The organism is Pseudomonas sp. SDO5591_S426, assembly GCF_054070755.1.
Map to the genome: position 1 here is coordinate 1 of NZ_JBSVXD010000077.1, position 25,891 is coordinate 25,891.

Annotated in this window: 26 protein-coding genes; 12 read left to right on the top strand and 14 right to left on the bottom strand. The window is 59.2% G+C overall.

Features of this window, described 5'->3' with window-relative positions; translation table 11 throughout:
* Window positions 1-195 precede the first annotated feature (195 nt).
* The 3 genes from ACW9JC_RS16395 (at window position 196) to ACW9JC_RS16405 (ending at window position 3,364) form a co-directional block, all read left to right on the top strand.
* A complete protein-coding gene (locus ACW9JC_RS16395) occupies window positions 196-579 on the top strand; it encodes a VOC family protein (RefSeq protein ID WP_338586218.1) in 384 nt (127 codons plus the stop codon).
* Between the two features lie 158 nt (window positions 580-737).
* The gene (locus ACW9JC_RS16400; protein WP_457456085.1) at window positions 738-2,018 is read left to right on the top strand and encodes an OprD family outer membrane porin; all 1,281 of its coding nucleotides are present in this window, start codon (window positions 738-740) and stop codon (window positions 2,016-2,018) included.
* A 38-nt stretch (window positions 2,019-2,056) separates the two neighbouring features.
* Entirely contained in the window at window positions 2,057-3,364 is a 1,308-nt protein-coding gene (locus tag ACW9JC_RS16405) for a Xaa-Pro dipeptidase (RefSeq protein ID WP_457456087.1), read from the top strand.
* A gap of 58 nt (window positions 3,365-3,422) precedes the next feature.
* Here ACW9JC_RS16405 and ACW9JC_RS16410 read toward each other — a convergent pair whose 3' ends face one another.
* Together ACW9JC_RS16410 and ACW9JC_RS16415 are read right to left on the bottom strand one after the other, a co-directional pair.
* Complete coding sequence (locus tag ACW9JC_RS16410) at window positions 3,423-3,758, bottom strand: hypothetical protein (protein WP_448107350.1); 336 nt, start codon at window positions 3,756-3,758, stop codon at window positions 3,423-3,425.
* 29 nt (window positions 3,759-3,787) lie between these two features.
* Window positions 3,788-5,062 (bottom strand): flavohemoglobin expression-modulating QEGLA motif protein, encoded by a 1,275-nt coding sequence (locus ACW9JC_RS16415; RefSeq protein WP_457456090.1) that lies wholly within the window; start codon window positions 5,060-5,062, stop codon window positions 3,788-3,790.
* Window positions 5,063-5,264: 202 nt separating this feature from the next.
* Between ACW9JC_RS16415 and ACW9JC_RS16420 the strand changes: the two genes are divergently transcribed.
* Complete coding sequence (locus tag ACW9JC_RS16420; protein ID WP_457456092.1) at window positions 5,265-5,810, top strand: chalcone isomerase family protein; 546 nt, start codon at window positions 5,265-5,267, stop codon at window positions 5,808-5,810.
* 19 nt (window positions 5,811-5,829) lie between these two features.
* On the top strand, window positions 5,830-6,354 hold the full coding sequence (locus tag ACW9JC_RS16425; RefSeq protein ID WP_457456094.1) for a DUF3833 domain-containing protein: 525 nt from the start codon (window positions 5,830-5,832) through the stop codon (window positions 6,352-6,354).
* Between the two features lies 1 nt (window position 6,355).
* Here the strand turns inward: ACW9JC_RS16425 and ACW9JC_RS16430 are convergent, their stop codons facing one another.
* The 6 genes from ACW9JC_RS16430 to ACW9JC_RS16455 are packed head-to-tail and all read right to left on the bottom strand — an operon-like array spanning window position 6,356 to window position 11,323.
* Entirely contained in the window at window positions 6,356-6,958 is a 603-nt protein-coding gene (locus ACW9JC_RS16430) for a DUF2878 domain-containing protein (protein WP_457456096.1), read from the bottom strand.
* Window positions 6,856-8,124, bottom strand: a complete 1,269-nt coding sequence (locus ACW9JC_RS16435) for a class I SAM-dependent methyltransferase (protein WP_457456098.1) — start codon at window positions 8,122-8,124, stop codon at window positions 6,856-6,858. The genes ACW9JC_RS16430 and ACW9JC_RS16435 overlap by 103 nt, the downstream gene beginning before the upstream one ends.
* Window positions 8,111-8,902, bottom strand: coding sequence for a DUF1365 domain-containing protein (locus ACW9JC_RS16440; protein ID WP_457456100.1), 792 nt, complete (start codon window positions 8,900-8,902; stop codon window positions 8,111-8,113). The genes ACW9JC_RS16435 and ACW9JC_RS16440 overlap by 14 nt, the downstream gene beginning before the upstream one ends.
* A complete protein-coding gene (locus ACW9JC_RS16445) occupies window positions 8,899-10,146 on the bottom strand; it encodes an NAD(P)/FAD-dependent oxidoreductase (protein ID WP_457456102.1) in 1,248 nt (415 codons plus the stop codon). Before ACW9JC_RS16445 ends, ACW9JC_RS16440 begins: the two co-directional genes overlap by 4 nt.
* A complete protein-coding gene (locus tag ACW9JC_RS16450; RefSeq protein ID WP_457456104.1) occupies window positions 10,143-10,904 on the bottom strand; it encodes an SDR family NAD(P)-dependent oxidoreductase in 762 nt (253 codons plus the stop codon). The genes ACW9JC_RS16445 and ACW9JC_RS16450 overlap by 4 nt, the downstream gene beginning before the upstream one ends.
* Window positions 10,901-11,323, bottom strand: a complete 423-nt coding sequence (locus tag ACW9JC_RS16455; RefSeq protein WP_457456106.1) for a nuclear transport factor 2 family protein — start codon at window positions 11,321-11,323, stop codon at window positions 10,901-10,903. Before ACW9JC_RS16455 ends, ACW9JC_RS16450 begins: the two co-directional genes overlap by 4 nt.
* A gap of 948 nt (window positions 11,324-12,271) precedes the next feature.
* On the opposite strand from ACW9JC_RS16455, the gene ACW9JC_RS16460 reads away from it, so the two are divergent.
* Together ACW9JC_RS16460 and ACW9JC_RS16465 are read left to right on the top strand one after the other, a co-directional pair.
* Complete coding sequence (locus ACW9JC_RS16460; protein ID WP_338586229.1) at window positions 12,272-12,631, top strand: DUF6124 family protein; 360 nt, start codon at window positions 12,272-12,274, stop codon at window positions 12,629-12,631.
* Between the two features lie 151 nt (window positions 12,632-12,782).
* On the top strand, window positions 12,783-14,198 hold the full coding sequence (locus ACW9JC_RS16465; protein WP_457456108.1) for a DUF2252 domain-containing protein: 1,416 nt from the start codon (window positions 12,783-12,785) through the stop codon (window positions 14,196-14,198).
* A 7-nt stretch (window positions 14,199-14,205) separates the two neighbouring features.
* Here the strand turns inward: ACW9JC_RS16465 and ACW9JC_RS16470 are convergent, their stop codons facing one another.
* The 5 genes from ACW9JC_RS16470 to ACW9JC_RS16490 all read right to left on the bottom strand — a co-directional run bounded on the left by ACW9JC_RS16470 (window position 14,206) and on the right by ACW9JC_RS16490 (window position 18,670).
* Complete coding sequence (locus tag ACW9JC_RS16470; RefSeq protein ID WP_457456110.1) at window positions 14,206-14,700, bottom strand: PaaI family thioesterase; 495 nt, start codon at window positions 14,698-14,700, stop codon at window positions 14,206-14,208.
* A gap of 162 nt (window positions 14,701-14,862) precedes the next feature.
* Window positions 14,863-16,041, bottom strand: a complete 1,179-nt coding sequence (locus ACW9JC_RS16475) for a trans-sulfuration enzyme family protein (RefSeq protein ID WP_457456112.1) — start codon at window positions 16,039-16,041, stop codon at window positions 14,863-14,865.
* On the bottom strand, window positions 16,038-17,414 hold the full coding sequence (locus tag ACW9JC_RS16480; RefSeq protein ID WP_457456114.1) for a pyridoxal-phosphate dependent enzyme: 1,377 nt from the start codon (window positions 17,412-17,414) through the stop codon (window positions 16,038-16,040). The genes ACW9JC_RS16475 and ACW9JC_RS16480 overlap by 4 nt, the downstream gene beginning before the upstream one ends.
* Before the next feature lie 201 nt (window positions 17,415-17,615).
* The gene (locus ACW9JC_RS16485) at window positions 17,616-17,900 is read right to left on the bottom strand and encodes a hypothetical protein (RefSeq protein ID WP_457456116.1); all 285 of its coding nucleotides are present in this window, start codon (window positions 17,898-17,900) and stop codon (window positions 17,616-17,618) included.
* Between the two features lie 107 nt (window positions 17,901-18,007).
* A complete protein-coding gene (locus ACW9JC_RS16490; protein WP_457456118.1) occupies window positions 18,008-18,670 on the bottom strand; it encodes a glutathione S-transferase family protein in 663 nt (220 codons plus the stop codon).
* Window positions 18,671-19,048: 378 nt separating this feature from the next.
* On the opposite strand from ACW9JC_RS16490, the gene ACW9JC_RS16495 reads away from it, so the two are divergent.
* Complete coding sequence (locus ACW9JC_RS16495) at window positions 19,049-20,368, top strand: OprD family porin (RefSeq protein ID WP_457456120.1); 1,320 nt, start codon at window positions 19,049-19,051, stop codon at window positions 20,366-20,368.
* Between the two features lie 177 nt (window positions 20,369-20,545).
* Here the strand turns inward: ACW9JC_RS16495 and ACW9JC_RS16500 are convergent, their stop codons facing one another.
* On the bottom strand, window positions 20,546-22,249 hold the full coding sequence (locus tag ACW9JC_RS16500; RefSeq protein WP_457456122.1) for a sigma 54-interacting transcriptional regulator: 1,704 nt from the start codon (window positions 22,247-22,249) through the stop codon (window positions 20,546-20,548).
* 382 nt (window positions 22,250-22,631) lie between these two features.
* Between ACW9JC_RS16500 and ACW9JC_RS16505 the strand changes: the two genes are divergently transcribed.
* Genes ACW9JC_RS16505 through ACW9JC_RS16520 form a run of 4 tightly spaced genes read left to right on the top strand, consistent with a single transcriptional unit; the run spans window position 22,632 to window position 25,801 of the window.
* Window positions 22,632-22,913, top strand: coding sequence for a phenol hydroxylase subunit (locus ACW9JC_RS16505; RefSeq protein ID WP_457456124.1), 282 nt, complete (start codon window positions 22,632-22,634; stop codon window positions 22,911-22,913).
* Window positions 22,914-22,930: 17 nt separating this feature from the next.
* Window positions 22,931-23,926, top strand: a complete 996-nt coding sequence (locus ACW9JC_RS16510; protein WP_457456126.1) for an aromatic/alkene monooxygenase hydroxylase subunit beta — start codon at window positions 22,931-22,933, stop codon at window positions 23,924-23,926.
* On the top strand, window positions 23,923-24,195 hold the full coding sequence (locus ACW9JC_RS16515) for an MmoB/DmpM family protein (protein ID WP_338586240.1): 273 nt from the start codon (window positions 23,923-23,925) through the stop codon (window positions 24,193-24,195). The genes ACW9JC_RS16510 and ACW9JC_RS16515 overlap by 4 nt, the downstream gene beginning before the upstream one ends.
* A gap of 49 nt (window positions 24,196-24,244) precedes the next feature.
* A complete protein-coding gene (locus tag ACW9JC_RS16520) occupies window positions 24,245-25,801 on the top strand; it encodes an aromatic/alkene/methane monooxygenase hydroxylase/oxygenase subunit alpha (RefSeq protein ID WP_338586241.1) in 1,557 nt (518 codons plus the stop codon).
* Window positions 25,802-25,891 lie beyond the last annotated feature (90 nt).

The following is a 25,891-nucleotide window of genomic DNA, read 5'->3' on the forward strand; positions in this document are numbered from 1 at the left end:
CCGTACGTACGGTGGTGTGAGAGGACGGCGGATGTAAATCCGCCTCCTACTCGATTTTAGGGCGGCTGAAGTTTCTATGCGCTCCTCACATAGGATTAATGCAGATACATCACTGTTCTTTCAAATGTCCGGGGCACATTCTTAGGCGAAACAGCAACGCCAACTCACCTCGTTCTTACAAAAGAGAGCCATTAAATGAGTGTGTTTACCCACGTTACCGTCGGCACCAATGACTTGAGCAAAGCCCGCAACTTCTACGACAACGTATTGGGCGAAATTGGCCATAAACGTCTGGCGGACCTCGGCGAAAACGGTTCTATCTGGGGCGAGGATGCACCGGCCTTCTTCGTTCTGAAACCGGCTGACGGGGCACCCGCCAGCGTCGGCAATGGTGTGACCGTCAGCTTCGAGGCGCCGACGCGTGCCGCCATCGACGCTTTCCACGCCGCAGCGTTGGCCGCTGGCGGTACCTGTGAAGGTCTGCCGGGGCCACGTGGCTGGGCACCGAACGCCTATGCCGCGTATGCCCGCGATCTGGACGGCAACAAACTGGCCGCCTATTGCTTCAAAGCGGATTAAGGCTGTCAGGAGGCCAGCCTTAATCCGGCCGGCCTCATCAACTTTCTGCACAAAAAAATCCCAAGTAACGCCAATACATTTTCAGTCTTCGGGACCTGAAAAATACGTCGTACCCGCGTTTTCATAAAATAATAACAATCAAAGCCTTGAGGCCTTTAATGAAGAAGCGCTCACTGTTTGGCCTGTTCGTTTTTTCAATGTCCGCAAGTTCACTGCAAGCGCAGGCTGACGAAACCCAGGAAGGTTTTGTCGAGGGTGGGGCCGCGACGATCCTTGCACGCAACATGTATTTCAATCGCAATTCACTGTCCGACTATCCGGATTCAATCGGGTGGGGGCAGGGTTTCCTGATGGACTACAAGTCCGGCTTCACCCAAGGCGAAATCGGTTTCGGCATCGATGCGAGTGCCTATACCGCTTACAAGCTGGATGGTGGGCGCGGCACGGTGGGCACGGGCATGTTTCCCGCCGATGGCGATGGGGAAAGAACAGAGTCGTCTACCGCCAATGCGGCGGTGAAGATGAAATGGTCGAATACGGTGCTCAAGTATGGCGATCTGCGTCCCTACAATCCGGTCTTCGCAACGCCTGACTTGCGACTGATGCCGATGACCACAAGAGGTATCCAGTTGTTAAGTGATGACATTGACAAGGTCAGCATTGATGTCGGGCACTTCTATTCATCCAGGGGCTATACAAGCACCGGTCACGATGGTGGTTTCATGGCCGGATACGCCGGAGTAGACGCCGGCAACGTGGACTACGCCGGCTTGACGTATCAGCCAGTCGATGAGGGTAGCGTCGCGTTTTATGCCTCCCGTGCAGAGGATTTATGGCGCCAGTACTACGTGAATGCGAACTACAGCTTCGCGCTCACGGAAGAGCAATCGCTGAGTTTCGACTTCAATCTGTATCGCTCACTTGATGAAGGGAATGCCAATGCTGGTGCGATAAACGTCACGGCGTGGTCGTTGGCGCCCTCATACGGAATTGGCCCACACACCTTCACGCTGTCTTATCAAAAAATCCATGGCAGCCAGCCGTTCGATTATCTGATGGCATCAGACGGCACTTACATGGACTCCATCTACCTGGCCAACTCTTCGCAATATAGCGACTTCAACGGGCCGGGTGAGCAGTCGGTAGGCCTCGGTTATGCGTATGACTTTGGCAGTACAGGCTACTTACATACAACGCTCAGCTTTCGATATGTCTACGGGTTCGACATCGATAATGAAAAAGTCGATCCGGAAGGCCTGTACGCCTACTTCGCCCATTCGGACAAACAGATCGAGCGAGACATCGACCTGAAGACCGTCGTGGAAAGCGGCGCCCTGAAAAACCTGTCGGTACGCGTGCGCTATGCCGACCAATCATTTACCGGGGACAGCGTTAAGCAACTTCGAATAATTACCGAATACCCGTTCGATCTTTTTTGATGTGCACATCCCAATCCAATAAAAACAAGAGGTTTCACATGAAGAACTTTCCGGTCAAGTGCATCGCCTTGGCGGTCACACTTTCTTGCATGGCGTTGTCCGCCCACGCCGATACTGTGTATGTCCATGCGGGCCGTCTGGTGGATGTCGAGAAAGGCAAGGTGCTGAACGATCAACGCATCAAGATCGAGGGTGAACGCATCGTTGCCGTGGAACCGTGGAGTGCGCCGCCGGCCGACAGCAAAGTGATTGATTGGTCATCCAGGACCGTGTTGCCGGGGTTGATCGACATGCACACGCATATCTCCGATTGGGACATGACCAACAACGTGGCGGAACCGCTCCTGCATTCGCCGCAAGACGTCGCTCTGATGGGCGCGAAACATGCCTATCAAACCTTGCGCGCAGGTTTTACCACGGTGCACGACCTGGGCACCTATCGAGCGTTCACCGACGTCGCGCTGCGTGATGCGATCAACGAAAACCGCGTGCTGGGGCCTCGAATGAATGTCGTGGGTGCGTACATCACCGTTGCCGGTGGTGGCGGCGAGGTGACGGGATTTGCGCCGGGTGTGGAGATCCCGGCCGATATGCGCGTGGGTGTTTACCGCGATGCCAATGACGCCAAACTCAAGACTCGCTACCTGTTCCAGCACGGCGTAGACACCATCAAGATGATGGGCACCGGCTCGGTACTGGCCGAAGGTACCGAACCCGGCCAAATGGAAATGACCGAAGAAGAAATGCGCGCTGTCGTCCAGGAAGCCAAGGTTCATAAAAGCTATGCCACGGTCCACGCTCATGGTGCGGAAGGGATCAAGGCCGCTATTCGCGCAGGCGTCAGGTCCGTTGAGCATGCGTCGCTTCTGGACGATGAAGGCATCAAGATGGCGAAGGACAACGGCACGTATTTGGTGATGGATATCTACAACGGCGACTACATCGATGAAGTCGGCCGCAAGGAAAACTGGCCCGAAAGTTACTTGCGCAAGAACACCGAAACCACCGACGTACAGCGCCAGGCGTTTCGCAAAGCGGTCAAGGCCGGGGTGAAAATTGCCTATGGCACCGACGCCGGGGTTTATCCGATTGGCACCAACGCAAAACAGTTCGCGTACATGGTGAAGTACGGCATGACGCCCATGCAGGCGATTCAGTCCGCGACCGTCGTGGCGGCTGACCTGCTCAATTGGCAGGCGGACGTAGGCGCCGTGAGTGCGGGTCGCTTCGCCGATTTGATCGCTGTCGATGGCGATCCGATTGCTGACATATCAGTGCTTGAAACCCTACCCGTGGTGATGAAGGGCGGGGCAATCGTGCCGCCGGATGTGTTGCCCGGTCTGTAAGGCAGCAAGACGATAGAGCTGGAAGTCCGGGGTCAAATCCGGACTTCCAGCCAAGACTCTATTTGAAGGTAATCGCCCACGTGATAAAGGCTGCGATCCCGGTCGTGCAAGTCAGCGCAGTAAGAAAAAGAATGTCGATCAACTTTTCCAGGAAATGATTGCGGGCCACCTTTCGGGTACGCAACGACCAGTAAGAAAGCATGGTCGTGATCAAATACAGGATGGCGTTCACCGCAAGAAAGTCATCGCCCATCGAGTCTGCACTTCTCAGCGTTGAAACGACCTGGAAGATCCCGATCACCGTAATGCACACGCCCACCATCGCGGCTGACGCGGTAAACACATGAACACAGATGTCTTCATCGAGGCTGATGAGGTCTTTTTTATCGTTCATGTCGGGTCACCGTTGTTTGTGAAGTGCAGTTATTGGGCACTGGCATCGCTTTCATGCTCGTCTGCAAAGGCCATGAACACTTGCAGGTCGAGCGCATCCAGATTGATTCGGGCGATGAAGGCAGAGAAGGCCAGGTTGGCGGCGAGCAGGCGCAGATCAGAGGCCCAGGCGGGAAGGTAGGTCGGGCCCTGGAGCCAGCCGGATTCGAACAGTGGCGCCAGGCGTACCGTGTCGCCCAGGCTCAGGCGCCCGGCAAACAAATGGCCGACCAGGTCCGGCCGGTTATCGCGGATCGCAATGCGCAACAAGGTATGCACGCCGAGCAGGCCGGTCAGGTACGCGGCATCTTTGGTAAACGCCGATCCGCCCCGCAGGTCGGCACCCCGGAACACCCGTTGGGTTGAGCGGAAGGACTCTTCTTGCGACTGTCCGCCCGCCAGAAAACCTTCGAACACCTGAATGAAGTCGGCGCCATCCAGCGCTTGCTGGACCGCCAGCACACGCAAGGCGAGGCGCCGCAGGCGGTTGATGTCCATGCTGCCGGTGAACAACTCGGCCAGCGTGGCAATGCCTTCCTGAGTCTGGGTTGTGCGGGGCGCTCCCAAACCGAGGCTTTTGAGGTTGGGTTGCAACGCACCGTTCTGTGCGGTGGCGACATGCACGAAAGCTTCGTGCTGCAACAACTGATTCTTGTCCAGTTCCGAGAACAGCGCACTGGCCCGCAGGCGGATACGACTCGCCCCGGCGATGGCTTTGGCGGCAAGGGTCGAATCGAGTATCACCGTGATCCGACCCGCGCCGAAGAACCGGTCCAGTTCCGGACGTATCCAGTCGGCAAAAGCCTCGGCCGGGATATCAGCCTGGGTCGGAGGAATCCGCGCACCACCCAGCAGGGCGTCGGTGGTCTTGAGGAAGAAATGCGCCGCGTCCAGCATGCTTAGTTTCTGGTTGGTGTAATAGAAATCCGGGCGCCGGTACAGCGCGGATGAATATTGAGTAAACGCAGGCGTGCCAATGGCCCCGAGCATGCGTCCGGCGGTGGCATAGCTGCGGGCGGTCATGGCCAGATAGTTACTGGCCGGATGGCCCGGATCGCAGCGGCCGATGAAGTCTTCGAGGGCGGCGATATCGGCACTGTGGTCGCGGGAGCGAAGCTCGACGTTTGGCAACTCCGCACGCCCACCGCGCCATTTCGCCAGGAAATCTTCCTCGATGCCATCCGGCCAGGCCAAGGCATCCAGCACGCGGATCTTGCGGGTCAAACCGGGCAGGGCGGCATCAAGCTCGGACAGCGAGGCGCTCATGGAAAGCTCCTTGGCGGACAAGGTTCAATCGCAACAGCTTAGACGTCGTCGCAAGGGAGCGCCTGAGGCGTATTGAGGGCAGACACACCTGTCCTGTCCCTTATTCGCGGGAAAGCCCGGTTTAAGACATTAGCTGTACAAAATAGTAATTTGGTATAAGTTTTAAAGGCGTCCATTGGGTTTTATTGAGGCCTTTTCGATCATGCAGACGGACCGCTTGATCCGCCGCGTTATCTGTCTGGTTCTGATGCTCCAGAGTGCGGAACTGTGGGCTGATTGGCGTGAGACTCTACCCGATGCTCGCCTGTTGGGTAGCGGGGATATGCGCGTATTCGGTTTCTCCATCTATCGCGCGCAATTCTGGAGCCCACGCCTGATTGCCGGTCAACCGCTGGGTGCAGATGTGCCATTTGCGCTGGAGCTTACCTACACTCGCGCTGTTAGTCGCGATGATCTGGTCGAGGCCAGCGTCAAGGAAATCCGTCGCCTTTCGCCCAACTCCCTGAATTCAGAGCTGATGGCTCGCTGGGAGCGTGAAATGCAGCAAGCGTTTGTCGATGTGCGCGCAGGTGACCGCATCACCGGTGTCTACAAGCCTGGAGAGGGCACACGTTTTTACGTCGGCGAGAACCTGCGCCATGTGGTGAGGGATGATGCATTCGCCAAAGCTTTTTTTGCGATCTGGCTAGACCCCCGAACACGCAACCCGGAGCTGCGCGCTCAATTGCTGGGCGCAGCGAAACCCTGAGGCCGTTGAGGAAGTGCACATGTCGAAGGTTTGGATATTGCTGTTATGCCTTGGCCTTGCGAGTTGCAGCCGCGTAGATGTGCAGACCTACAGCCAAGAGACACCGACGCTTGAGTTGCGCGAATTCTTCGAGGGCCGGGTCGAAGCCTGGGGCATGTTCCAAAAGCGTTCAGGCGAGGTCACCAAGCGCTTCCATGTGCAGATCAACAGCCACTCCGAGGGCAGCAGGCTGATCCTCGACGAATCCTTCACTTACAGCGATGGTACTAAGCAAAAACGCGTGTGGACGCTAACCCCTGCTGGCCCCGGCCAATGGCGCGGAACCGCTGGCGATGTGGTGGGCGAGGCGCGTGGTGAGGTGGCAGGCAATGCGCTGCGCTGGAAATATGTGCTGAGACTGCCGGTGGATGGCGAAGAGTATGAGGTTCAGTTAGACGACTGGATGTACCTCATGGACAAGAACACCATGATCAATCGCTCGTTCATGACCAAGTTCGGGGTGGAGGTCGGTCAGATCACCTTGTTCTTCCGCAAGCAGCCCTGAGTCAACGGGCAGGCTGTCCGGCCATCCAGTGCAACATCGGCATCAGTATCGCCCATATCAATGCGAGTAGCAGAAAGCTAGGCCACACGCCTAGCGGCAGGCCCACGTCTGCCAGCCTTGCGCCTCCCCAATAGGAGAGAGGGCCACCAAAAGCGCCAAGTAGGCTGCCCATCCACCAAGGTTCCTTTGTCCAGCTCAGGCTGTGGCGCAAAGTGCTGGCGAAAAGCAGCCAAAGGATCGCCAGCCAAAGCGGCAGAACTACAGGCGCTCCGGGAAAGGAGAACAGCCCGAGGTGCAATAGAGCGCTGTCCACGACCCAACCGCAGGCTGCCACTCTCAACAGGCTGCGCCACTCATTAACAGCGTTTGCAATCCAAAGCAGGTGTAAAGCCAGGCAGGCAATTGCGATCAGCAACAGCCAGGGCCGTTGAGCGCCAAGTACACAGGCGAACCATCCGAGTTGGAATAGCCCTGCGTTCAGAATCAACCGGCTTCGTCCGCTCACGCGTTCAGCCCGTAGGGTTGCGGCCTCGCCCCGGGTTTGGCGAGCAATAGATGCGCGGTGCCGATGCTTCGCTCCAGGAAGCCACCTTCGCAGTAGCACAGGTAAAACTCCCAGAGGCGATAGAACGTCTGGTCGTAACCCAGGGCTTCCAGGTTGTGCCGGCTGCGCCGCAGGTTTTCGTGCCACATGCGAAGAGTGCGTGCGTAATCAAGGCCGAAATCCTCCATGTGGTGAAGGTTGAGGTCGGTGTCGCGACTGATGGTGTGCAGCATGGCGCTCACCGAAGGCAAGGCACCCCCCGGGAAAATGTAGCGCTGGATAAAGTCGACGGTTTTTTTCGCCTGCTCATAGCGCTGATCCCGAATGGTAATGGCCTGCAATAGCATCAACCCGTGTTCTTTTAGCAGGTGGGCGCACTGTTTGAAGTAAGTGGGCAGGAAGCGGTGGCCGACCGCCTCGATCATCTCGATCGATACCAGCTTGTCGTATTTTCCCGTCAGGTCACGATAGTCCTGCAACAGCAGGGTGATGCGGTCTTGCAGACCCTGCTCCTCAATTCGGCGAAGTGTGTAGGCAAACTGTTCATGGGACAGCGTGGTGGTGGTGACCTTGCAGCCGTAGTGGGTGGCCGCATAGAGCGCCATACTGCCCCAGCCAGTGCCGATCTCCAGCAGGTGGTCACCGGGTTTGAGATCAAGCTTCTGGCAGATGCGCTCCAGCTTGTACAGTTGAGCTTGTTCGAGGCTGTCGCTGGTGGAGCGGAACATGGCCGCCGAATACATCATGGTGGGGTCCAGCAGTTGTTCGAACAGCGCGTTGCCCAAGTCGTAGTGCGCTGAAATGTTTCGTTGCGAGCCCCGGCGCGTGTTGCGGTTGAACCAGTGCAGGACGTTTGCCAGTGGACGGCGTAGACGTGCCAGGCCGCGCTCCATTCCATCGAGCACGTCCAGGTTGGCAACGAAAATGCGGACCACCGACGTCAGATCGGGGCTACTCCAGTACCCTTCGATATAGGCCTCACCAGCGCCAATTGAACCATTGAGCGCCACCATCGGCCAGAGGGCCGAACTATGCACTTCGATTTCGCCATGCAGCACCTCGCCTGGCTGGCCGAAGCTCAAACGCTCGCCGTCGACGATGATCACCAAATGTCCGTGGCGCAGTTGTGCCAACTGACGCAAGACCCCTTTCTTCAGCAGACGGGCGCCTGCTCCGTTGGCAGCAGAGCCACAGGTGCCGGCGGAGTTCAGGCTAGGATTTGTCATGGCGAGACTCCAGATTTGCGGTGCGGTGTTGACCGTTGGTGGCTTCATGGGCAAACAGTGGCAGACGCTTGAGCAGCAGACGCAGGGCCTGCCAGTAAATGCCGAGCAGTGTCTTGCCGGTCATCCAGGGGAAGTCCAGAAGGTGGCGATGCAGGCTTTGCCGCGTCAGTTCGATGCGCTCCAGACCCAGGCCCGCTTCAAAAATTTTTTGCTCACCGTGCCAGTCCTGCATGGTCACGTGCAGATTTTGATCGGGAGCAGAGAAGCGCATGCGGTACTCCAGATTGCGTGGCAGGAAGGGCGAAACATGGAAACTCTTGGCCACCCGATGACGTGACTCACCGCTCGCGTGGGTCGGCAGTACGTAGTGGTAACGCTCTCGCCAAGGGGTATTGCTGACTTCGCAGAGGATGGCCGCCAGACTGCCGTCGGATTCGAAGCAATAAAACAGGCTGATCGGATTGAAGGACACCCCCCAACTGCGCGGCTGGGTGAGCAGGCAGATCCGTCCCTGCGGGGCATGCCCGAGGGCCTGTTTCAGCTGCTCACGTACTGCATCGCTCAGCGTCACGCCCTGACGCGTGGCGTGTGGCAAGTAGTCGGTTTCGCGGAAGGAGAAGGCGCCCCAGCGCGAATGTCCGGCCAGCCACGATAGCCCTAGAACCTGCGGTTGTTCCGCAAGATCCAGGTAGAGCATACCCATGCGATATCGAAACCCATGGATGCGCGGCAGCAGGCGACGGTGGCTGACCCAACCGCGGTAGAGCGCGCTGTTCACAGTTGCTCTCCAAAAGCAGCCGCTACGCGCAAGGCACTCACCACGCCGTCCTCATGGAAACCGTTGGCCCAGTAGGCGCCGCAGTAGTAGCTGTTTTGAGCGCCTTGCAGTTCTTGCCAACGTGCCTGTGCGACCAGGCCTGCCTGGCTGTACTGCGGATGGGCGTAGCGGAAGCGGTCGAGGATTTTGCCTGGGTCAATGTCCTGGGTCTGGTTCAGGCTCACGCAGAAGGTGGTGTCGCTCTGGAGCCCTTGCAGGATATTCATGTTGTAGGTGACAGCGGCCGGTTGCCGGGTTGAGCCGCCGAGGCGGTAATTCCAGCTTGCCCACGCCAGGCGCCGGTTCGGCAGCAGACGGGTGTCGGTGTGCAGCACCACGTCGTTTTCGGCATAGCGCAGCGCACCGAGTATCTCTCGTTCGGCTTGGGTCGGAGCCGCGAGCAGGTGTAATGCCTGATCGCTGTGACAGGCGAACACCACGCTGTCAAAGCGCTCGTTGCCGGCTGCACTAAATACGATCACCCCGGCTACATCACGTTCTATCCGATACACCGGGCAGTTGAGGCGGATGCGCTCGACAAAGCCGGCGCTCAACGCTGCTACATAACTGCGCGAGCCACCGCTGACAACGCGCCACTGCGGCCTATGGGTGACCGACAGGAGCCCGTGATTTTTACAGAAGCGCACGAAGAACCGAAGCGGAAAACGCTGCATGTCGCCCAGTGTCATCGACCAGATCGCCGAGCCCATTGGGACTATGTAGTGTTCGATAAAGCGCTGACCGTAGCGGTTTTGCCGCAGGTAGGCGCCAAGGGTGGTATCGGCTGCTATGCGCTGTTCGTCCAGGTCACGCAAGGCTTCGCGATTGAAGCGCAGTATGTCGCGCAACATGCCCCAGAAACCGGGTGACATGAGGTTGCGCCGCTGGGCAAAAAGGCTGTTGAGGTTGTTGCCGTTGTATTCAGTGCCAGTATGCGGATCCTGGACCGAGAAACTCATTTCGGTGGGTTGCGAGGCCACGCCTAACTTGTCCAGCAAACGGATGAAGTTGGGATAGGTCCAATCGTTGAAGACGATGAAACCAGTATCGATGGCAAAGCGTTCGCCCTTCACCTCGACGTCAACCGTGTGGCTATGGCCGCCAATCCAGTCACTTGCCTCGAATACGGTGACATCATGCTGACGGTTGAGCAGGTAGGCGCAGGTCAACCCGGAGATACCGCTACCGATGATCGCTATTCTCATGAAGATTCTTCTGTGACGGGACGCGCCATGAGTTTGCCCAGCGCCAGTTGCAGGCGTTGAGGCAGTGCAGCCAATAGACGGAGGGCGGCAATGAATGGCCCGGGAAAGGCGATCTCCAGCGGACGTCTTTCCAGCCGGGTGGCGATGTAGACGGCAGCCTTGCGCACAGGCCAACGCATCGGCATCGGGAAATCGTTCTGTTGCGTGAGCGGCGTATCGACGAAGCCCGGGCTGACGAGTGTGACGTCGATGCCCTCGTGTGCAACGTCGATGCGCAGCGACTGAAACAGGTAACGCATAGCCGCTTTCGAGGCGCCATAAGCCTCGGCCCGAGGTAAAGGCAGGTAGGTGACCGAGCTACTTACCGCCACCAGGTGCGGTCGCTGCGCCTTGCGCAACAGCGGTAGGGCTGCTTCCACGCAGTAGGCCGCGGAAAACAAATTGGCCCGCATCACGCGTTCAATCATGCTGGCTTCAAAGAGGCCGGCGTCCAGGTATTCACAGGTGCCAGCGTTCAGGATGACCTGATCCAGGTAGCCCCAGGCTTGCTCGATTCGCTTGCCCATGGCTTGAACCTGACTTGGATCGGTCAGGTCGCCCGGCAGAAGAAGTACCTGTTGCGGATGATCTGTTTGTAGTTTTTCCAGGGCCTTTGCATTACGCGCGCTGACGGCTAGAAAATGACCTTGGGCCAGCAGAATCTCCGCCAGCGCGGCGCCTATGCCGCTGCTTGCGCCGGTGAGCCAGATACGTTTCATATCAGTCTCCCTTTCAGCCAGCCAATCGCGGTCCCCATCAATGGCAGGTGCTCATAAAGCAGAGCGCCGGCATCGAAATAGTCGCGATGCTGGTACACCTTCTCGTGCCAAAGCAGGTACGAGCAGCCAACGACTTTTATCCGTTGGCCACGGCGCAGGCGAGGGTGGTGATAATGCATGGTCCAACGTAGATAACCCATGCCGTCCTGTACCTGGTCATAGCCGTGAAACGTGAAACCAAGCTCGCCGACGTTGGCGTATAGCGCTGTGAAATAATCCTGCAGCGCTGCAAGGCCCTGGATCTCATGGAGCGGATCACTGAAGCGAACATCGTGGCTGTACAGGTTCTTGAGTTTGTGCAAATTGCTGGCGTCCAGTGCTGCAAAGTCGCTGGCGAAACATCGCAGGAAGTCAGACACGTTGCGACCTCACTGCCGGCAGGTGCTTGGAGAAATTCAGCGTCCACGGGTGTCTTCTGGTGAAGTGGACAGTCTCTGCCGGGCAATTCGCGCCACCAAAAAGGTCTTTTTGCCTGGATGAGGGGCTGATCCGTATTTGGCCAGTGCCAGCGGTGTCGACCATGAAACCCCTCCTTTTTCTTGTACATAGATAAACTTTTGTACAGCTTTTTAAAGAATAGGGTGAATGCTGTACAAGTCAATTTTTTTGTACAGCTTTTTCTGCGGTTGACCGGGTCAAGAGGGCTGGGAGGGAAATGGCTGCTTTTCACTGCAGACATCACCTGTCTCTCTCAGATCGCTACGCAGGATTGGGTGGTGGGGGCATGCTTTTCTTTAAGCCAGCCTCTCCATCAGGTCGATTGGCTCTGCGGCGCAGTGGCGTCTAGATGTACTACCCACCAGAAGGTGATCTGGATGCAGCTACTTGAAAAAAAAGCAGCCAGGCCTACCGCGCCTTCTCTCGCAAGGAGTGCTTTCGTTCGAACATCTGGGCGATCTGTTGGAGAGAGACTTCTGCCAGTCACCGAAGCTTGCGCGTACTCATTAAACATCGCCGAAGAGCCCGTGTTTAAAAGCGCTGAAGGAAACTTCATGCAAGCTACAAGACCTTGCGCCGTTGCCTACGCGTACGCCAGAATCCGCCGGCTTGTGCGCCTTGAGGGCCATCGGTAACTTGGTTCGCGTCACTGCCCATCAGTGATCGGGTTTAGTAGCCCGGCCAAGGTATAGCGGTCGCATGAGCATCATCAATCAGGTATCTGCCTGCGCTTGATGGTAGCTGTGCGCATGGCGTCCTCGGACGCGCCGGTTTTTGCTTTCCCTTGCCGGTCTACTAACTTGCGCACAGCTGCCACCCTATCGTTTAGTAGCGAGATGGTTGCGGCCCTTCTTAACAAGGGAGCATCTATGTTCAAGGTAACGCCAAACCCGCCGGAAACCGATCCGGCATCCCCGTACGAACCCGACTCCAAAAAACTCAACGAAGCCGCCGAACGCGCCCTCGACTTTCACTTCCCCTCAACCGCCGACATCAAAGCCACACCGCGCACCGTCAGCACCCTCTTCACCGTCGACCCTGAGGTGACGCTCGAAACCCTGGCCGTTTATTTAGTCGAGACCCTGGCCTCGGTCGATGTAATGGTCCATCAGTTGGTCGATCACCTCGACGGTGAATCGCGCAATGCGTTGCTGGGCATTTCCAACAGCGTGATGCTGGCGGAGATCACGGCGAATCGGGTGCTGGATCAGATTGACCCACCCGAGTAGCCGAGCAGTGAATTGCGCAGCGGCCCGAAAATGAGGCCGCTGTGCATCGTCATCCACTTCAAATCAGAGCTGCTACGCTTGTAAAGACTTCGGTAACCCGTTTGTTTCCGCGTGCCCAGGCGAGTCGGTTTCATTGGGCGAGGGAGTGGACATGACCGCGCGTAAAAGCAAGCCTGCCAAGGCTAAGACCCGCAAATCCGCCGTTGCCATCGAGGAAGCGGTTTTTCGTTCGCGCAAGGAGCGCATGAGTGCCGGTGAGCGATTACGCGAGAGCGTGCCGCACTCGCTGCACGCCACCTGGAAACCGCCGCGCAAACACCGCGACCCGATTGATTTGCTGGAAGAGTCCAACCGCTATCGGCTGCCCAATCTGGTGCCCGTGCGCTACGGGCGCATGTTGCGCAGCCCGTTCACTTTTTTGCGCGGCTCGGCGGGGTTGATGGCCCACGACCTGGCCAAGACGCCAACCACAGGTATCGAGGTGCAGGCCTGCGGCGATTGTCACCTGTTGAATTTCGGGTTGTTCGCCACGCCTGAGCGCAATCTGATTTTTGACATCAACGACTTCGACGAAACCCTGCCCGCGCCTTGGGAATGGGATGTGAAACGGCTGGCGATCAGTTTTGTGGTGGCGGCGCGGGACAACCGGGTCAGCGATAAAGCGGCAGCGGCCACCGCTATGGAATGCGTACGTGCGTACCGCTTACGCCTGCGCAAACTTTCGAAGTTGAGCCCGCTGGAGCTCTGGTATGAACGCCTGGATGCCCAGACGATCATCGACATGGCGCCCAACGCCGAAGTCAAAAAGTTTCGCGAACAAGTAATGGCCAAGGCCCGGCTGCGGGTCGGCGATTACCTCTATCCCAAGATCAGCAGCGAAGTGGCGGGGCGTCGCAGGCTGATCGACCAGCCACCGATTCTTTATCACGTGGATGAACAGAATTTCGTGGAGCGCGCCCGTGAGGCGCTGCAGGATTATCGACTGTCATTACCCCATGAACGGCGTGTGCTGTTTGATCGTTATCGTCTTGAGGACATTGCGGTCAAAGCGGTGGGGATCGGCAGCGTCGGGACCTATTGTTTTGTCGGTCTGTTTTTTTCCGCGGAAAACCATCCGTTGCTTCTGCAATTCAAAGAGGCCTGTCCTTCGGTGCTGGCGCCTTACGCGGGCAAGAGCGAATTCGACAATCAGGGGCAGCGCGTGGTCACCGGGCAACGGTTGATGCAGTCCTCAAGTGACATTTTTCTGGGCTGGACACGCGGCCAGAATGGCCGGCACTTTTTTGTTCGCCAGTTGCGCGACATGAAAATGTCGGCACCCATCGAAGGCATTACGGCGGCGCGTTTGAAGCGCTACGCCGAGTGGTGCGGTCAGACGCTGGCCCGTGCCCACGCCAAATCCGGGGATGCGGCGCTCATCAGCGGATATCTGGGGAAAACGGATTCGTTCGATCAGGCCATCGGCAAGTTTGCCGTGGCCTATGCCGATCAGAATGCCAAGGACTATGCAGCGCTGTTGGCCGCGGAGAGGTCCGGGCGGATCACAGCGCTGATGGAAGAGGAATGAGGAACGCTTAGCGGCCGTGAGCCGCGTCTGCCAGTTGACTGGTATCGACCCGGACAAACACCGAGTCGCCGACCGCCGTCAGCACGTCCCCGGCGAACACCTCGCAGATGACGCGGGTCTTGCGCCCGACTTCGCCTTCGACTTTCGCCCGCAGGACCAACGGAATACCCATGGGCGTCGGTTTGATGAACTTGATGCCAAGGTTGCCGGTGACGCAATTGATGCGCGGCAGGCTGGCGACTTCACGGTTTTCCGCCCGGTAGTGATAGGCCATGGCCGCCCAGTTGGAATGGCAGTCGACCAGCATCGCGATCAAGCCGCCGTAGACCAGATCCGGCCAGCCGCAGTACATGGGATCGGGCACGTGCTCGGCGACGACGTGCACGCCGTCTTCATGCCAATGGCTCTTGATGTGCAGCCCGTGGGGATTGCTGCTGCCGCAGCCGTAGCAAACGCCATCGGGTGCGGCGGTGTCTTGCAGGGAGGTGTTGAGGTTGGACATGTCTTGATGATCCGGAAAAATGTAAGTCTTGGTGTAAATACCTGTAGGAGCGAGCTTGCTCCGGGCGGCGATCCGACGATGGCGGTGTATAAGTCGCCATCGATGTTGGATGTGCCGGCCTCATCGCGGGCAAGCCCGCTCCCACAGGGTTTTTGGGTGTAGCTAAATTTTTGCCAATGCCTGCGCCAGATCTGCGCGCAGGTCTTCGACATCCTCGACCCCAACGGACAGCCGCACCAGCGCATCGCCGATGCCCAGTTCTGCGCGGGTGTCGGCGGGGATGGTGGCGTGGGTCATGATGGCCGGGTGTTCGATCAGGCTTTCCACGCCGCCGAGGCTTTCGGCCAGGGCGAAGATCTGCACGTTTTCAAGGAAGCGTCTGGAGCCGGCCAGGTCGGTGTTGAGGTCGACCGAGATCATCCCGCCGAAGCCGCGCATTTGCTTGCGCGCCAATTCGTGCTGCGGGTGCGAGGGCAGGCCCGGGTAGTAGACGCGCGCCACTTGCGGCTGACGTTCCAGCCATTGCGCGAGGTCCAGCGCGTTGCTGCAATGGCGCTCCATGCGCAGTGCGAGGGTCTTCACGCCGCGCAGGGTGAGGAAGGCGTCGAACGGCCCGGCGATGGCGCCCACTGCGTTTTGCAGGAAGCCCAGGCGCTCGGCCAGTTCCGCATTCTGACCAACCACGGCGATGCCGCCGATCACGTCGGAGTGGCCGTTCAGGTACTTGGTGGTCGAGTGCAGCACGATGTCGAAGCCCAGCTCCAGCGGACGCTGAATCCATGGGCTGGCGAAAGTGTTGTCAGCCACGCAGATGATGCCGCGGTCGCGGCAGGTGCGGGCGATGGCAGCGAGGTCGGTGAGGCGCAGCAGGGGATTGCTCGGCGTTTCGACCATGACCATGCGGGTGTCGTCCTGCAACGCCGCTTCGAAGGCGGCCGGGTCGGTCAGGTCGACGAAGCTGAAACGGTGTCCGGCGCTGCGCTGACGCACCTTGTCGAACAGGCGGAAGGTGCCGCCATACAGATCATTGCCCGAGACGATGTGCGAACCGGCGTCGAGCAGTTCGAGCACGGTGGAGATCGTCGCCAGTCCCGAGGCGAAGGCAAAGGCCTGGGTGCCGCCTTCGAGATCCGCCACGCAGCGCTCCAGCGCCCAGCGTGTCGGGTTGTGCGAGCGCCCGTAGTCGAGGCCTTTGTGCACGCCGGGGCTCTGTTGCAAATAGGTCGAGTTGGCATAGATCGGCGGCATCAGCGCGCCGGTGGAAGGGTCCGGCGATTGTCCCGCGTGGATCACCCGGGTTGCGAAGCCGTGTGGCGCGGCATTTTTATCGTGCTGACTCATGCAAGGGATCTCCGTAAATGATTGAGCATGTCGACCCGGGTAATCAGGCCGTGGAAGCCGGAGGCGTCTTTGATGATCGCCACCAGCCCGAGGTCGAGCACCGCTTCAAGTTGCGCCAGGCTGGCGTCGGGCGGCAGGGTTTGCAGTTTGTCGGTCATCGCGCTGGTCACCGTCATGCGGAAGTGCGAAGCGCCTTTCTGCACGCCCAGCAGGATGTCGGATTCGTCGATCACACCCACCAGTTGCTGCCCATTCACCAGCACCGGCAGTTGCGACACGTCCGCCAGGCGCATGCGCTGGAACGCGGTGAGCAGGGTGTCGTCGGGGCCGACGCTGATCACCCGGCCATCCTCGAAACGCCGTGCGATCAGGTCGCGCAAATCGCCGTAGCGCTTGCTTTGCAGCAGGCCCTGATCGCTCATCCATTGATCGTTGTAGACCTTCGACAGGTAACGGGTGCCGGTGTCGCAGACGAAGCTGACCACCCGTTTCGGCTCGGTTTGCTCGCGGCAGTAACGCAACGCGGCGGCGAGCAGGGTGCCGGTCGACGAGCCGCCGAGAATGCCTTCGGCGCGTAATAACTGGCGGGCGTGATCGAAGCTTTCTTCGTCGCTGATGGAGTAGGCGTGGCGCACGCTCGACAGGTCGGCGATCGACGGAATGAAGTCTTCGCCGATGCCTTCCACCGCCCAGGAGCCGGGCGTGCCGAGGGTGCCGCTACGGCTGTATTCAGCCATCACCGAACCGACCGGGTCGGCCAGCACCATTTCCAGGTTTGGTTGCACGCGTTTGAAGAAACGGGTCAACCCGGTCAGCGTGCCGGCCGAGCCGACGCCGACGACAATCGCGTCCACATCATGCTGGGTCTGCGCCCAGATCTCCGGCGCGGTGCTGCATTCGTGGGCCAGCGGGTTGGCCGGATTGTTGAACTGGTCGGCGAAGAAGGCGTCGGGAATTTCTGCTGCCAGGCGCCCGGCGACGTCCTGGTAATAATCCGGATGACCCTTGCCGACATCGGAACGGGTGATGTGCACTTCGGCGCCCATGGCCTTGAGGTGCAGGACTTTTTCCGTGGACATTTTGTCCGGCACCACCAGCACCACCCGATAGCCCTTGGCGCGGCCGACCAGCGCCAGGCCCAGGCCGGTGTTGCCGGCGGTGGCTTCGACGATGGTGCCGCCGGGCTTGAGGCGACCATCGCGCTCGGCCTCGTCGATCATCGCCAGGCCGATGCGGTCCTTGATCGAACCGCCGGGGTTCTGTGATTCGAGCTTGAGAAACAGGGTACAGGGGCCGGTATCGAAACGGCTGACACGCACCAGTGGCGTATTGCCGATCAGTTCGAGCACGGCAGGGCGGGAGTCGTTCGGCATGTCGTCACCTCGCTGCGTGGATCCTCGGTGGGAGGCCAGAAACCGGCGATGAGTTGTTGTACCGGTCGCGGCAATGCATCGTCTGGACCATAGGCCTTGATCGCCGCACTCGCAACCATCTGCGCGAAAGTACCCCCGACATTGGGGAAATTCCCTGTGAATGGTTGGCTTTATGGGGAGTGTTGCGGGTGAAAGATGTGCCTAGAGAGTGGCCATGATCATGGCCAGATTGACCTGTTGCATGAGCTCGGTAATGGTCGACAGGCTCCCGGCTTGCAGGGTGGCCATGAGCAAGGCCTGGGGCGGCGTGAGGGCCAGAGCCGCCAGGGGTTGGATATCCGGCATGACCCGTTCTGCAATGCCGATGGCGGTGAGGGTGGCTGCGGTCACCATGGCCGCCGCTGCCGCCGCGGATATCGCCACCATGACGATCACGATGGCTGCCAGCGCAGCCATCAAAACTGTCAGCGTTGTTTCCCCCGCCATGACCACCTCCGTCGCCGATTGCGCCACTGGGGATGCGTGTGAACATCCCCCGGCGAGTTCAGCCAAAGCAAGGCGCGGGCCAACAGTCGGCAGCGTCGATAACGCGGCTAGCGAAACCGCTGCGGGATGGCCTCGGCATACGGATAGAAAGAAAACCACGGTTTGGCTTCGTCGATGACTCGTTGCACCGACGGACGTTGGGTCAAACGTTCGAAGTAGGCGCTCAAGTGCCGGCAATCGTCGGGGAAGGGTACGAGGGTGCTGGCATAGAACAGCGCGGGGGTGGCGGCACAATCGGCCAGGCTGAAGTCCGGGCTGGCCACCCAGGTTCGCGAGGCCAGCTGACGGTCGAGCATGCCGTAGGCGGTCAACAGGCTGGCGCGTTGTTTGCTCAGGTCGCCGTTGGTGGCGAACAAGCGATCAGCGACGATCTGTTGCATCGGCGTCTGGACGTGCAGGTCGAAAAACCGGTCCCACAGACGAACCTGCAACGCCGTGTCCCAATCACTGGGCAGCAGGCAATGTTGTCCGGCGTAAAAGCGGTCCAGGTATTCGATGATGATGCTCGACTCTGCCAGGCCCTGCGGGTTTCGCTGGTCACGGATGACCGGGAACTTGCAGAGCGGCCATAGCGCTTGCAGTTCTGCGCGGTCAGCTTCATTGGAGAGATCGATGATCCTGGGTTCGAATTCGATGGCGTATTCGTAAAGCGCGACCAGCACTTTGTGGCAGTACGACGACAGCGGATGGTAGTACAGGGTCAGAGGCATTTTTAGCTCCTCGGTACGGGGGGTGAAATGCAGTATCGACCATCGCTCGACACCCTGCGATGTTCGAGACGAGAGGCAAAATCGATGAAAACCCGCTGGGTGGATTTTCAAATACCGCGCTTGTCCGTACCTCTGTGCGACAACCCTTATCCCTGCACGAAAACTACTTTCACCTCGTTTGATAATCGCGCCTCGAAATGTTTTAAGAGTTTCACGATTCATTCGACGTGACCCTTTCGAGTGGCGCTGGCCGCTCTGATTTTCCACCCGCCGCTTCGACGTTCTGATGCTGATGGTCATCCATCGGGCGGGTGATTTTGCGCGCCTGTGAATGGGCGGCAGTACCTAAAAAAACAAGAATTCACCCAGGAGCACCGTATGTTCAACCGAGCAATCCCCACCGCAATCCTCATGGCCACCAGTTCCTTATGTGCGCAGGCCGCCGACAGCCACGGTTTTCTCGAAGACAGTAAAGCCACGCTTTCGATGCGCACCTTGTACTTCAACAGCGACAACCGCGACGGGGCAGCAGACCCTTCGAAAACCGAAGAGACCGCACAGGGTTTCGTGCTGCGCTACGAGTCCGGCTTTACCCAAGGCACGGTCGGTTTCGGGCTCGATGCCCAGGCATTGCTCGGGGTGACGCTGGACAGCGGACGCGGGCGCCACGTCGGCAGCGGCATGATCCCGAGTGACGGCGACGATGCGGCTGATTCCTGGAGCAGTTTCGGCCCGACCGCGAAAATGCGCCTGGGTAAAACCGAGTTGCGCTACGGCACATTGCTGCCAAAACTGCCAATCCTGATCTCCAACGATGCCCGTGTGTTGCCGCAGTCATTCACCGGCACCCAGATCACTTCGAAAGACATCGATGGCCTGACCCTGACCAGCGGTTTGCTGGAGCAGGCCGTGGGGCGCGCCTCGACGGATCGCACCGGATTGTCGGTCGCAGGTGCCACTCGGGATAGCAACAAGTTCTATTTCGCCGGGGGCGACTACGAGGTCACCAAGACGCTCAAGGCCCAGTATTACTTCGCGCAGCTGGAGGATTTCTACAACCAGAACTTCTTCGGCCTGACTCACTTGCTGCCGATCGACAGCGCCAGTTCGATCACCACCGACCTGCGTTATTTCCGCACCACATCGACCGGCGCCAACAGCTCCGCCGCTGGCCGTGCGCAGGGCTATCGAGCATCGGGTTACACCGAAGACAACAACGGTGAAATCGACAACAACACCTGGGCCGCGATGATCACTTATGCCAATGGCGGGCATGCGGTCACGCTGGGGTATCAAGAGGTCGGTGATGGCAGCAACTTCGTCCAGCCCAACCAGGGCAGCCTGCCGGATAAAGGCGCTGGTGGCGGCAGCGTCTACCTGCCCACCGACCGCATGATCCAGAGCTTCACCCGCGCCGGAGAGCAGACCCGTTTCGGTCAGTACACCTACGACTTCGCTGCACTGGGCGTACCGGGGCTGAAAGCGTCGATCGTGTACCTGAAGGGCACCGACATCAAAGTGCAGAACGCCGGCGACCAGTCCGAATGGGAGCGCGACATGACCCTGGACTACGTGATTCAGTCGGGCACGTTCAAGAACGTCGGCTTCTCGCTGCGTAACGGCCAGTCGAACACCGACGCGGGGCGTGATGTGGATCAGAGCCGCTTCATCATCAACTATGCGATTCCGTTGTTGTGATGCCAGGGACCGTGTAGGGCTTTGAACACTACAAAACCTTGTGGGAGCGGGCTTGCCCGCGATGAGGCCATTACCTCCAACATCAACGGTGGCTGACACGCCGCCATCGCGGGTAAACCCGCTCCCACAGGATCACCGTCGCATACAGATCTGTGGCCACAGGTATTGCCCAAAACATCAACCTTTGGACGAAGGCATATCCGCAGGTGATTTTTTCAGACGATACGCCAGCGCCGGGCGGGTCATGCCCAGCAGGCGGGCCGCTTCCGAGACGTTCTGCTGGCTGCGCTCCATGGCCGCGTGAATCAGCGCGTCTTCCACCGAATCCAGCGCGATACCGCTGTCGATGATCGTGTCGATCCAGTTCTGGCCGGGCGTGGGCGTCGATTTCACCAACCGTCCGTCACTGGCCAAGCCAATGCTTTCGGCCATCTGCGGCGAATGCGGGAAGAGGGCGTCGACGGTGATGCTCTGGTTCTCGTCGGTGATGATCACGCCGCGTTCCATCAGGTTTTCCAACTCGCGGATGTTGCCGGGCCAGTCGTAGTTCAGGCACATCTGCAAGGCCCGGTCGGACAGGCCGAGGGTCTTTTTCCGGTAGCTGGCGTGCAGTTTTTCCAGGAAGTGTTCGATCAGCAACGGGATGTCTTCACGACGCTCGCGCAGGGCCGGAATTCGCACCGGAAACACGTTCAGGCGATAGAACAGGTCGGCGCGAAAGCGTCCTTGCTTGACGGCATTTTCCAGGTCTTCATGGGTTGCCGTGATGACCCGCACATCGACCTTTCTGGTCTGCGAATCACCGACGCGTTCCAACTCCTGCTCCTGTAAAACCCGCAGCAGCGAGGCTTGCGCGCGCGGGGTCAATTCAACGATTTCATCGAGAAACAGCGAGCCGCCGTTGGCCCGCTCGAAGCGGCCCATGCGCGACTGCTGGGCGCCGGTGTAGGCGCCTTTTTCCACGCCGAACAGTTCGGCTTCGATCAGGTCTGGCGGGATGGCGGCGCAGTTCAACGCGATGAAAGGTCCACCGGCGCGCTCACTGCGCAAATGCAGGCTGCGGGCGATGACTTCCTTGCCCACGCCGGTTTCGCCCAACAGCAGCACCGAAGCCTTGCCCAACGCCACTTTGTCGATCAGTGAACAGGTTCGGCGGTAGATCGCTGACTGGCCGATGCCGTAGAACTTGCCGGCCTCGATCTGCAGACGCTGGCGCATGTTGGCCACTTGCACTTGCAGCGCTTGCAGCTCATCGATGATCGGGTCGCTCTGGAAGTACCGCATGATCTCTTCGGCATCGTCCCACTGTTCGGCGGGCTTGCCGATGATCCGGCACTGGGCATCGCCGCAACCGCGGCAGCTGACTTCCTTGTAGATGATCTGCCGACCGAGGAAAAACGAGCTGTAGCTGATGGCGTAGCCGAGCAGCATCCAGCACACCGGTTGCTCGGAATGCAGGTTCTCGGTCTGGCAGTTCTCCACCTCGAAAGAGTCCTGCCACTCGATGTCGGCGTAGAACTGCCCGTTCGCCAGATCGATGTCGATCGCCTGCGGTCGCACGTTGACCATGCCTTTGAGCGAGTGCAATTGCGGGCCGGTGAAGAACATTTCCAGGTCGCTGCCCTGGGGCCGCAGTTTGCGCGCCAGTTCGGCGTCCTTGAGCCCGGACTGGTAGCCCAGGCGCATGAAAAACCCTTTGGCGCGTTCGACGCCAAGCATTTCGATCAGCTCGCGTCTGCACGACGCCATCATCGACACCTGGATCAACAACATGCGTTGTTCGTCCAGCCAGATTTTGCCCTCGGTCCCGTGAAAGCGAACCTGGTCGCTCAGGTCCTTCAGCGACGGCGGGTGCTGGGAAGCCTTGTACGTGGTGATCATTCAGTGCGCCCCGATTGTAGTTATGTTGGGGATGGAGATGCGTTCCGCTCAGGCTATGGCGGTTTGTTTACGCATCCTGGCGACCGGTGTTTTTCAGGCAAGGCAAGGTCGGTTTTCCTTTTTCTAAGCGGCCTGAAACCGAGCGAAATGTCAATCGCCGAATGATTGGTCATTTGCTCGAAGGGCTTGAAGACGATTGAGCAAATGATCAATTGGCCGGTCGGCTGGCCTGGCAGTCAACGATGTCCTGGTCACTCGCTAATAACCAATATAAGAATTAACTATTTGTTTTTAAACCAATAAAACAATCATTCCGAGCGTTTTTGCAGCGCTGGCACCCTTGTTGCTCCGTACCCCGAACATAACAAGGGAGTACCCGAGCATGAGCCAGCCCGCCAACCCATTCGATCAGATGCCGCGCTACATCCGCGTCCGCAGCGGACCTGACGACACCTTCGTCGAATTCGATTTCGCCATCGGCTTTCCCGACCTGTTTGTCGAGCTGGTATTGCCGCGCCAGGCGTTCCGCCAGTTTTGCGAAAACAACCGGGTGCAGCACATGGACGCGCAGATGTGCGCGGCCCTCGACGCCGATGCGCGCAAGTGGCGTTACGGCGAAACCCGCGACGCCGACCAAGCCGATCAACACCCCACAGAACAATAACCACAGGAGTCCACTCCATGAGTGTCGAGATCAAGACGACCACCGTCGAGACGATCCGCAACACCTTCAGCCACACGCGTCGCCGGTTTGGCGACAAGGTTGCCAGCCGCTATCAGGAAGCCAGTTTCGATCTGGAGTCGGCGACCAATTTTCATTACCGGCCATTGTGGCAGCCCGACAAACTGCTCAACGATGCCACCCGCACTGCGGTGGTGATGGCCGACTGGTACGCCGTCAGCGATCCGCGTCAGTACTACTACGGCGCCTACGTCCAGGCCCGGGCCAAGATGCAGGAAAACGCCGAGCACGATTACGCCTTCTGCGAAAAGCGCGACATGCTCGCCGGTCTGTCTGCGGCGAATGTCCAGCTGATCAGCAAGCTGCTGTTGCCCCTGCGCCACGCCGAGATGGGCGCCAACATGAACAACAGCAACATCGCCGCCGACGGCTTCGGCACCAGCGTCACGCAGATGCACATGTTCCAGGCCATGGACCGCCTCGGCATCGCCCAGTATCTGTCGCGGATCGGTCTGATGCTCGATGACGGCGACGTGTTGCTGCTGGCCCAGGCCAAACAGCAGTGGCTCAACGATGCGGCGTGGCAAGGCATGCGTCGCTATGTCGAGGACACGCTGGTGGTGCGTGACTGGTTCGAATTGACCGTGGCGCAGAACCTGGTCAGCGATGGCCTGGTGTACCCGTTGCTGTTCCACAAACTCGACGAGCAACTGTCGGCCAACGGCGCCGGTCAGGTCGGCATGCTGACCGAGTTCATGCGCCTGTGGTTTGCCGAAAGCCAGCGCTGGGTCGATGCGCTGCTCAAAACAGTGGTCAACGAAAGCCCGGCCAACAAGGCACGGGTGCAAGGCTGGGTCGATCACTGGAGTGCCCGTTCCATCGAGGCGCTGCGGCCCTTGGCGGCGATGGGCCTCGACGCGTCCGCACTGGATGCTGTCTGCACCGAGTTCAGCGCACGCCTGAAGAAACTTGGCCTGGCAGGAGAACGCGCATGACTTCCCTCGTTTACATGAACCTGCAGGACACCGACTACGCGCGTTCGATCGTCGACGCGATTGTCCAGGACAACCCCCACGCCGAGATCCAGCACCAGCCATCGATGATCCGCATCGAGGCCGAGGGCCGTCTCGACATCCGCCGCGAAACGGTCGAGCAACTCACCGGCAGCGTCTGGGACATCCAGGAAATGCTGATGTACGTGATCACCCTGGGCGGCAACGTCGTGGAAGAGGACGACAGCTTTTCCCTGTACTGGAACAGCTGATCGGAACCGACCGCCGTTCGATCCATAACAAGAATTCGGGAGCGCCATCATGGCCGTGAAAAAACGCCTCAATGCCAAAGACAAATACCGCTGCATGACTCGTGACCTCGACTGGGAACCCAGCTACCAGACCCACGAGGACATCTACCCGCACGAGCGCTTTGAAGGGATCAAGATCACCGACTGGGACAAGTGGGAAGACCCGTTCCGCCTGACCATGGACACCTACTGGAAGTACCAGGCCGAGAAAGAGAAAAAACTCTACGCGATCTTCGATGCGTTCTCGCAAAACAACGGCCATACCACGCTGTCGGACGCCCGCTATGTCAACGCGCTGAAGCTGTTCCTGTCCGGTGTCACGCCGCTGGAATATCAGGCCTACCAAGGTTTCGCCCGGGTTGGCCGGCAGTTCAGCGGCGCCGGTGCGCGCATTGCCTGCCAGATGCAGGCCATCGACGAACTACGCCACGTGCAGACTCAGATTCACGCGATGAGTCACTACAACAAGCACTTCAACGGCCTGCATGATTTCGCGCATATGCACGACCGCGTGTGGTTCCTCTCGGTGCCCAAGTCGTTCTTCGAAGACGCGCGCACGGCGGGACCGTTCGAGTTCCTCACGGCAATCTCGTTCTCGTTCGAGTACGTGCTGACCAACCTGTTGTTCGTGCCGTTCATGTCCGGAGCGGCGTTCAACGGCGACATGGCCACGGTCACCTTTGGCTTCTCGGCACAATCCGACGAAGCGCGACACATGACCCTGGGCCTGGAAGTGATCAAGTTTCTGCTGGAGCAGCACGAAGACAACGTGCCGATCATCCAGCGCTGGATCGACAAGTGGTTCTGGCGCGGCTACCGCCTGCTGACGCTGGTGGGAATGATGATGGACTACATGTTGCCGAACAAAGTCATGTCCTGGTCCGAAGCCTGGGGCGTGTATTTCGAAGAGGCGGGCGGGGCGCTGTTCAAGGACCTGGAGCGCTACGGCATCCGTCCGCCCAAGCACGTCGAAGAGGCGAACATCGCCAAGGACCACGTCAGCCACCAGGCCTGGTCGATCTTCTACCAATACAGCCAGGCGACCAACTTCCACACCTGGATGCCCACCGACGAGGAGCTGGACTGGCTGTCGTCCAAATATCCCGACACCTTCGACAAGATCTACCGCCCGCGCTTCGAGCACTGGCGTGCGCTGCAAGAGAAGGGCGAGCGTTTCTACAACCCGACCTTGCCGATGCTCTGCCAGATCTGCCAGATCCCGCTGTCGTTCGGCGAGCCGGACGACCAGACCACCCTCAGCCATCGCAGCGCCGAACACGAAGGCGAGCGTTATCACTTCTGCTCTCAGGGTTGCTGCGACATTTTCGAGTACGAGCCGACCAAGTACATCCAGGCCTGGCTGCCGGTGCACCAGATCCTGCAGGGCAACTGCGGTGGCGGCGATGTCGAGTCGGTGGTGCGCGACTACTACAACATCAATCCCGGCCAGGACAACTTCGAATACCTCGGATCCACCGAGCACCGCCGCTGGCAGGACTGGCACCCGAACGATCGCAACAGCGCGCCGGTGGCACCCGTTGATCCTGACCTGCTCAAGGCCGGTTGAGCACTGCTGCCAATGTGGGAGCGGGCTTGCTCGCGAATGCCACGTCCCACCCAACACGTGCGGGTCTGACACACCACCCCGCGAACAAGC

What these genes read in the sequence shown, in the direction of transcription:
- ACW9JC_RS16395 (WP_338586218.1), top strand. Translation starts at nt 196, where the DNA reads ATGAGTGTGTTTACCCACGTTACCGTCGGCACCAATGACTTGAGCAAA.
- ACW9JC_RS16400 (WP_457456085.1), top strand. Translation starts at nt 738, where the DNA reads ATGAAGAAGCGCTCACTGTTTGGCCTGTTCGTTTTTTCAATGTCCGCA.
- ACW9JC_RS16405 (WP_457456087.1), top strand. Translation starts at nt 2,057, where the DNA reads ATGAAGAACTTTCCGGTCAAGTGCATCGCCTTGGCGGTCACACTTTCT.
- ACW9JC_RS16410 (WP_448107350.1), bottom strand. Translation starts at nt 3,758, where the DNA reads ATGAACGATAAAAAAGACCTCATCAGCCTCGATGAAGACATCTGTGTT.
- ACW9JC_RS16415 (WP_457456090.1), bottom strand. Translation starts at nt 5,062, where the DNA reads ATGAGCGCCTCGCTGTCCGAGCTTGATGCCGCCCTGCCCGGTTTGACC.
- ACW9JC_RS16420 (WP_457456092.1), top strand. Translation starts at nt 5,265, where the DNA reads ATGCAGACGGACCGCTTGATCCGCCGCGTTATCTGTCTGGTTCTGATG.
- ACW9JC_RS16425 (WP_457456094.1), top strand. Translation starts at nt 5,830, where the DNA reads ATGTCGAAGGTTTGGATATTGCTGTTATGCCTTGGCCTTGCGAGTTGC.
- ACW9JC_RS16435 (WP_457456098.1), bottom strand. Translation starts at nt 8,124, where the DNA reads ATGACAAATCCTAGCCTGAACTCCGCCGGCACCTGTGGCTCTGCTGCC.
- ACW9JC_RS16445 (WP_457456102.1), bottom strand. Translation starts at nt 10,146, where the DNA reads ATGAGAATAGCGATCATCGGTAGCGGTATCTCCGGGTTGACCTGCGCC.
- ACW9JC_RS16450 (WP_457456104.1), bottom strand. Translation starts at nt 10,904, where the DNA reads ATGAAACGTATCTGGCTCACCGGCGCAAGCAGCGGCATAGGCGCCGCG.
- ACW9JC_RS16460 (WP_338586229.1), top strand. Translation starts at nt 12,272, where the DNA reads ATGTTCAAGGTAACGCCAAACCCGCCGGAAACCGATCCGGCATCCCCG.
- ACW9JC_RS16465 (WP_457456108.1), top strand. Translation starts at nt 12,783, where the DNA reads ATGACCGCGCGTAAAAGCAAGCCTGCCAAGGCTAAGACCCGCAAATCC.
- ACW9JC_RS16470 (WP_457456110.1), bottom strand. Translation starts at nt 14,700, where the DNA reads ATGTCCAACCTCAACACCTCCCTGCAAGACACCGCCGCACCCGATGGC.
- ACW9JC_RS16475 (WP_457456112.1), bottom strand. Translation starts at nt 16,041, where the DNA reads ATGAGTCAGCACGATAAAAATGCCGCGCCACACGGCTTCGCAACCCGG.
- ACW9JC_RS16480 (WP_457456114.1), bottom strand. Translation starts at nt 17,414, where the DNA reads ATGCCGAACGACTCCCGCCCTGCCGTGCTCGAACTGATCGGCAATACG.
- ACW9JC_RS16485 (WP_457456116.1), bottom strand. Translation starts at nt 17,900, where the DNA reads ATGGCGGGGGAAACAACGCTGACAGTTTTGATGGCTGCGCTGGCAGCC.
- ACW9JC_RS16490 (WP_457456118.1), bottom strand. Translation starts at nt 18,670, where the DNA reads ATGCCTCTGACCCTGTACTACCATCCGCTGTCGTCGTACTGCCACAAA.
- ACW9JC_RS16495 (WP_457456120.1), top strand. Translation starts at nt 19,049, where the DNA reads ATGTTCAACCGAGCAATCCCCACCGCAATCCTCATGGCCACCAGTTCC.
- ACW9JC_RS16500 (WP_457456122.1), bottom strand. Translation starts at nt 22,249, where the DNA reads ATGATCACCACGTACAAGGCTTCCCAGCACCCGCCGTCGCTGAAGGAC.
- ACW9JC_RS16505 (WP_457456124.1), top strand. Translation starts at nt 22,632, where the DNA reads ATGAGCCAGCCCGCCAACCCATTCGATCAGATGCCGCGCTACATCCGC.
- ACW9JC_RS16510 (WP_457456126.1), top strand. Translation starts at nt 22,931, where the DNA reads ATGAGTGTCGAGATCAAGACGACCACCGTCGAGACGATCCGCAACACC.
- ACW9JC_RS16515 (WP_338586240.1), top strand. Translation starts at nt 23,923, where the DNA reads ATGACTTCCCTCGTTTACATGAACCTGCAGGACACCGACTACGCGCGT.
- ACW9JC_RS16520 (WP_338586241.1), top strand. Translation starts at nt 24,245, where the DNA reads ATGGCCGTGAAAAAACGCCTCAATGCCAAAGACAAATACCGCTGCATG.